Origin of the sequence: Dictyobacter arantiisoli (genome assembly GCF_008326305.1) — a bacterium.
GTDB classification, from domain to species: Bacteria; Chloroflexota; Ktedonobacteria; order Ktedonobacterales; family Ktedonobacteraceae; genus Dictyobacter; species Dictyobacter arantiisoli.
On the sequence record NZ_BIXY01000097.1, the window covers coordinates 21818 to 28317 of the forward strand.

Genomic DNA, 6500 nt, shown 5'->3' on the forward strand with positions numbered 1-6500 from the left:
TTAGGAGTTTACTATGGTTGTGGTCACAAAAGAAAAGTTTCGTTGGTCATCTACTTCAATTGTTGTTACACTCGCCTTTATTCTCGCTATCATTATTCCATTTATCGCCATGCTCAGCTTTAACTATACCAATACTCGTCCGGCTTTGATCAATGCTTCAGAGCAAAGCTTACAGAATGATGCCGTGACGCGTGTCCAATTGATCGACAATTATATAAATGAGCGCGTACTCGATATCAAGACCCTGGCCCAGGTTACCAGTGTGCAGACCTTTGTGGTTCAGACTCCGCAGGATACAGCTGCCTACAAAGACAATGCCGTCCATGCTGAATATTCGTTAGCCGCTGGTATGTATCGCGATACAAATTATAAAACCTGGACGTTATTTAATACGCATGGCAATGTCCTTCTCTCCTATCCAACGCAGCCTGCGAAGCATGGAAATACCTTTGTTCCTCCGGATGTACAAAGCGTTATGAAAGGGCAAACTGTTATCTCGCCTGTCTACTATGGCGCAAAGACAAAAGAGGCAACGGTTGATCTTTATTCTCCAATTACGGCCCCGACTACTCAGCCAAATAAGCCAGGACCCGTCGTTGGTTGTATTCGTGCAACATTGAGCCTGAATTATATTTGGAACAATATCATCAAACCTGACGCTGGAAATAATGGCACAGGAAGCTCTGCTTTTGTGTTGGATGCGAATGGCGTGCGGGTTGGCGATTCAAGTGATCAGTCATTATTTACAACCATCAAACCACTTGATCCTACGCTAAACGCAAAGATTGTCCAGGAGCAACGCTATGGCACAGCGACTGCGCCAACGGTACAGAGCAACAAAGATCTCGCAGCTGTGTTGAGCACTCATTCCACATCGGCAGCGACGTTACAAACGCAACCTCCTGGTAAAAGCGAAGCCTATCAAGTGGTTGCATTAGCGACAAAAAATGCGTATATACGCTGGTATTATTTTGTACTCAGCCCGGTGAATACCGTGACCAATGTCGCCAATCAAGAGTTTTTAGCGACCTTAGGGATTGCCTTGTTAGAGGCGTTTATTGTGGGTATTATCGCTCTCTTCGCGCGCCATAGCCTGGTGCGTCCGATCCTGGCTGCCGTTGATCGTCTTCGGGATAACAGTAGCACGCTCCGTTTGCTCGCGCAAAAGCAGCAACAGGCATCAGAAGAACAGTTGCTTGTGATTGATTCCTCACAGGGAAAGCTGCAATCAGTGCAATATTATACCGATGCAACCAAAGTTGCCTTACAACGCCTGGATACCATGGTGCCGCAGATCTCAACCAACTGGGGCCAGTACGATGAGCGGGCGATGGAGCATGTGATTCAGCAGTTATACGCAACGATTAACTATCTGGAAAATGCTTCAGAGTATCAAGATAATAGTAATCGCAAGTTGGCCGATGTACTCAATTCCGCGACCCTTGCCACAGAGGTCTTGCATACAGGCTCTCTCTCCGCCACAGAGGCCGCCGAGCAGGCTGGAGCAATTGTGATGCAACTCCTCTCGATTATCGGTAAGGCCAACTAAACGGATTATCTCACCCACAGATACGGCCTGTGGGTGAGATGGAGCTACTTCCGTGGCCAGTTAAGCGTTGAAGATAGAATACACTTCTTCGCCATCGTTATCCTTCCTCATCCATCTTAAATGGTCGCGATGCTTCTGGATAAAGGAGTTTCCAGATGGCGGCCGGATAGTTTTTATTGTCGAGCATGGCAAAAACCACACCTGGCAAAACTCCCACGGGTAGCGACAAGATTGGGGGAGATTCCAGTACGAGCAATGGGAAAGCGCACCTCGGTTGCGACCTCGGCGCGCACCTACATCGTTCTCCAACCTCTGCTCCATGCCCTCTACCTGCTTGAGGTGCTATAATACATATTAATAGATATTTGCATATTTAAGCATAGGAGGACGATTGACGTTGGATATTGATGAAATGCCGGATGATGCGGTGGCCTATCATAGCTATGCAATTGGCGATATCCATGGCGAGGTAAGCCTGCTGAAACGGTTGCTAGAACGCCTGCCTTATCGGCCCGAAGATAAGCTGATCTTTTTAGGGGATTATGTGGATCGAGGCGAGGATTCGATCGCGGTGATCCGAACCTTGCAAGCCTTGCAACAGGAGCATCCCCGTTGTATCTTCCTGCGCGGCAATCATGAGGACGCCTGGCTTGAACAATGGGATGGCACTTCATTCAAGGAAATGCCATCTATGCCGGGTGCACGCAAGGTATGGGAGAGTTGTAATAGCGAGATACCAGCCGATATTGGCAGATGGATGCAGCAGACACGTATCGATTATGAGGATGACCACGCCTACTATGTCCATGCTGGCGTTCTGCCATACAAACCCTTCTCGGCAACGATTCCTTTTGAAAAAATGTGGGGCGCTGAAGGTTTTACAGATCGCGACTATAACTGGGGCAAAACCGTGGTCTTTGGTCACTGGGAACGGGATACCCCTTTCATCCAGCGCCATAAGATCGGTATCGACACCGGAGCCTGGCGCACCGGCAATCTCACTGCCATCCAACTTCCCAACCGTCAGATCTTCCAGGTCCACCGCGAACCAAACGACAAAGCTTAGAACATTACGTTTAGCTTGTCTATGGTTTGGGCAAAAAAACAGCCTGTGATCCTGAGGTATGTCAGGATCACAGGCTATAGGAGCTGAATTAGGCGGCGACCGAGACGCATTCAAGCTCGACCGTGGGCATGTCAGCGATATGCTTGTAGGTTGGCTGCTCGATGGTGCGCTCTGGCTGCTGCATGTGCCGGGCCTTGCGGTTGGCACAGTAGAATGGAACACAGATTGAGATACTCATGATGGCTGGAATCAACATGCCACCACGTACGCCTAACTGCGGGATGATCAGACCAATCGACATTGGGACGGTCATGCCGGCCAGCCCGGAGCTGAGCAGGACGATACTGGACATAAAACCTGCTGCGTGTTCGAAACGGCGGGAGGCAATCGTCTGCAAGCTCGGGAAAATGGGACCCAGGAAGAAACCCAGAAAGCAACTGGCCACAAAGCTGATCAGCGGCTGCTGAATATAGAATATGACGCATAAGCCGCTTATAGCCCCACCAATAAAGCTGATATAGAGCAAGCGGGCATCACTGATCAGCTTTCGTTTCATCAATTGGGCAATTGCCATACGACCAACTGTCAGGCCAACCCAGAAGAGGGTGGCGGCAGGCGTGGCAGCGGCAAGTGCCATATGTGATCCCTGGCTGATCGAGGTTACCAGCCAGTTACTGAAACCGGACTCGGCCCCAACATAGAACAAGACCTGCAAAGCCGTAAACCAGATGATTGGATTCTTGAACAAACGACTCACTGACAGGCTATCCTGCTGATGCTGACTCATCTCCTCGCTCCTATCCACAAACAGCTCTTGTGGACGATCAGCAAAGCGCATTGGACCCAGTAGCAGGACACTCAGGCCGCTGACCAGAGCCACCAGCAGGAAGGAAGGAAGGATCGTTCCAGTCAGGGATAGTGCATTCGCCAGCACGAGCGGCGCAAGCAGAGATCCCATTCCAGCAGCTCCATGCAGGACATTCATCTTTTCACCGAGCGTCTCTTTAAAGTTAAAGGTCAATGTCATACATAAGCCAACGGTAATCAGGCTAGAAGACATACCCTGAATGAGTTGTGCGATCAGCCAGATGTCAAATGATCCGGTTGTCGGTATTAGCATACTCGCTAAGATCAGGCCACCCAGGCCCGAGATCATAATATTCTTTGTGCCAATTTTTTTAATCAGAAGATTGCTAATCAGAACAGCGATAATTGAACCCAGCGCACTCACGGTAAAGACGAGACCGGCAGTACTTAAAGCAACATGCGTATGGGTAGCTAAAATGGCAAGGCTGGAACTTGGTAATACACCCAATAAACCATTAGTAATGAAGGCCAGGCAACAAACCAAAAAAATGACTGTTTTATTTGTGCGGATAGCGCTGTAAGTCATGAAAAAAGACATCCTCGAAAGTACAAAATTGTTCAGCAAGAAAAGCATCCAACCTCTGACATTGCCTGCATGGCACAAAAATGCCCTCCGGAGGTTGTGCATTATTGGGAAGTGTTGTTTTTTCGTTCACTTCGTGTGGTGGCAGTCACGTCCAGGCAAAAACTTCTATACACCTATTATGGACATTCGCTTGTCCGTGCCGATCTCGTCTTCTCTATTTTTGTCCAGCGCTGGAGTTGTTTGTTGCCGCACTATCTATCGCAGATAGGTACTTTCGAATTTTTTGTTGAGATGGCAAATCGTTGCTCGAGGATAAGAGAGTCAACCGATATTTTTCACGTTGTTTTCCACCAATTTTTATTATTGTAACATCTATGAATCTAACTTTCACATATTTTGTCAAATGCATTACTTTTGGGGGGTACGTCAAAGCATATGCTTATTCCCCATCTTTAAAGTGCCCGATACATGGCAGTAAAAATTTTTGTTCGCTTGTTATATTGAACAGATGTGAGCCATGAAATATTTCATCCCATCCAATCCATTTTCTTTGAAGGAAAAATAAAATATTTAAAAGAAAATGCACAAAAAGAGAGATGAGCGTAATGCTCACCTCTCTCAGATTTTTTCTCATAACGTGGACCGCTTAGTAGCCACGTTTAGAGGGCTTAGTAACGGTTACGACCGCCACCGCCACCATAAGAGCGATCCTGGTAGCCACCGCCACGGTTGCCACCAGCTGGACGCTCGCGTGCCTCGTTCACGGTCAGAGTACGGCCACCCAACTGGGCACCATTCAACTGATCGATAGCGGCATGGGCATCCTGCTCGTTCTCAAACTCTACGAAGCCAAAGCCTTTGCTACGGCCAGTCTCACGATCCGTGATCACCGTGGCGAAGCTCACCTGTCCAACCTGCTCAAAAAAGTCGCGCAGATCTTGTTCTTGTGTCTGATAGGGCAGACCCCCAACATATAATCTCATATTCTCTCCACTCCTGTGGTGACACCGCTTTCATCTATTGACGCTCGAAGAAACCGTTTCTCACAGAAGCGATACAATTCGTTGTTGATGTCATACACCTATTATAACAGACAGTCTCCAGCCTTTATTCCAGGGAAGCAGGCAAATTCGCAGGCCGTTAAAATTCGTTTTACCGCAACTTCATTAAAAAGTAAGGCCCTTTGTGAGCGTGTGTCGGACATCCATGCTCTCACGATCTCTGTGCATGCGTTTTCGCACCTGCGGTGCTCAAACATCTTTTTAGTGTGTGGTGTCGGAAAAGTTCTTCGAACTTTTCCCACACCACACACTAAAAAGGGCGCAGGCACGCATGCGCCTGCCAGCAGGTCAAACAGTAAGATCCCGATGGTACTGGGAGTCCGACACATTCATAGAAAAAAGCCAGGAGGCGATGGGTACACTACCCACCACCTCCTGGCTTTTGTTAAAATGCGGAGAATCTAGTAGCGGTTACGACCACCGTCATAGCCGCCGCCACGGTTGCCGTAGCCGCCACGATTGCCGCCGTTTGACTGGCGCTCACGAGCTTCGCTCACGGTAATGGTGCGGTCGCCATACTGCGTACCATTCAGGCGCTCAATCGCGGCCTGCGCATCCTGATCATTCTCAAATTCGACGAAGCCAAAGCCTTTGCTACGGCCAGTCTCGCGATCAGAAATAACGGTCGCGGCGCTCACTGCTCCAATTTGCTCGAATAAATCACGTAAATCATGCTCTTGTGTCTGGTAAGGCAGACCACCAACGTATAGTCTCATGTTTTTAACACTCCTGTGGTGACACCGCTTTCATCTATTGACGCTCGAAGAAACCGTTTCTCACAGAAGCGATGCAATGCGTTATTGATGTCATACACCTATTATAACAGACAGCCCCCATCCCTTATTCCATAAAAAGATGCAAATTTGGAGATCTTTAAAATTCGTTTTGCCTCAATCTCTTACAATGCTTCAAGATGCCCTTTTCATAAAAAAGATAGGTTTGAGATACGGCTATCTGTAGCAACAAAAACAATGCAGCACTGAGAATAATCTCTGGCGCTACATTGTTTTTTCTTGTCATGCTGACTGCGTAACACTTCAGGTAGCAATCATGCACGTTTCGCAATCATACACAGCAAACTTAGTAGCGGTTACGACCACCGTCATAGCCGCCGCCACGGTTACCGTAGCCGCCACGATTGCCGCCGTTTGACTGGCGCTCACGGGCTTCGCTCACGGTAATGGTGCGGTCGCCATACTGCGTACCATTCAGGCGCTCAATCGCGGCCTGCGCATCCTGATCATTCTCAAATTCGACGAAGCCAAAGCCTTTGCTACGGCCAGTCTCGCGATCAGAAATGACGGTCGCGGCGCTCACTGCTCCAATTTGCTCGAATAAATCACGTAAATCATGCTCTTGTGTCTGGTAAGGCAGACCACCAACGTATAGTCTCATGTTTTTAACACTCCTGTGGTGACACCGCTTTCATCT

General features: G+C 48.5%; 6 protein-coding genes. 2 read left to right on the forward strand and 4 right to left on the reverse strand.

The window, feature by feature from the left end; genetic code table 11:
- Window positions 1–13: 13 nt before the first annotated feature.
- Both F1593_RS23585 and F1593_RS23595 read left to right on the forward strand, forming a co-directional pair.
- Complete coding sequence (locus F1593_RS23585) at window positions 14–1549, forward strand: cache domain-containing protein (RefSeq protein ID WP_149404018.1); 1536 nt, start codon at window positions 14–16, stop codon at window positions 1547–1549.
- Between the two features lie 397 nt (window positions 1550–1946).
- Window positions 1947–2615: a metallophosphoesterase family protein gene (locus F1593_RS23595; RefSeq protein WP_149404020.1), complete on the forward strand. Its 669-nt coding sequence runs from the start codon at window positions 1947–1949 to the stop codon at window positions 2613–2615.
- Between the two features lie 88 nt (window positions 2616–2703).
- Here F1593_RS23595 and F1593_RS23600 read toward each other — a convergent pair whose 3' ends face one another.
- The 4 genes from F1593_RS23600 to rbp (F1593_RS23615) form a co-directional block, all read right to left on the reverse strand.
- Complete coding sequence (locus F1593_RS23600; protein ID WP_172632395.1) at window positions 2704–4008, reverse strand: MFS transporter; 1305 nt, start codon at window positions 4006–4008, stop codon at window positions 2704–2706.
- Between the two features lie 668 nt (window positions 4009–4676).
- Window positions 4677–4991, reverse strand: coding sequence for an RNA-binding regulator (rbp, locus tag F1593_RS23605; RefSeq protein WP_149404022.1), 315 nt, complete (start codon window positions 4989–4991; stop codon window positions 4677–4679).
- A gap of 479 nt (window positions 4992–5470) precedes the next feature.
- Entirely contained in the window at window positions 5471–5785 is a 315-nt protein-coding gene (rbp, locus tag F1593_RS23610; protein WP_149404023.1) for an RNA-binding regulator, read from the reverse strand.
- A 364-nt stretch (window positions 5786–6149) separates the two neighbouring features.
- Window positions 6150–6464 carry an RNA-binding regulator gene (rbp, locus tag F1593_RS23615; RefSeq protein ID WP_149404023.1) on the reverse strand — a complete coding sequence of 105 codons (315 nt, stop codon included), beginning with the start codon at window positions 6462–6464 and terminating at the stop codon, window positions 6150–6152.
- Window positions 6465–6500: the final 36 nt, after the last annotated feature.

Bases quoted from the DNA above. Each gene is read 5' to 3' on its own strand.
- F1593_RS23585 (WP_149404018.1), top strand. From the start codon at position 14: ATGGTTGTGGTCACAAAAGAAAAGTTTCGTTGGTCATCTACTTCAATT.
- F1593_RS23600 (WP_172632395.1), bottom strand. From the start codon at position 4,008: ATGACTTACAGCGCTATCCGCACAAATAAAACAGTCATTTTTTTGGTT.
- rbp (WP_149404022.1), bottom strand. From the start codon at position 4,991: ATGAGATTATATGTTGGGGGTCTGCCCTATCAGACACAAGAACAAGAT.
- rbp (WP_149404023.1), bottom strand. From the start codon at position 5,785: ATGAGACTATACGTTGGTGGTCTGCCTTACCAGACACAAGAGCATGAT.
- rbp (WP_149404023.1), bottom strand. From the start codon at position 6,464: ATGAGACTATACGTTGGTGGTCTGCCTTACCAGACACAAGAGCATGAT.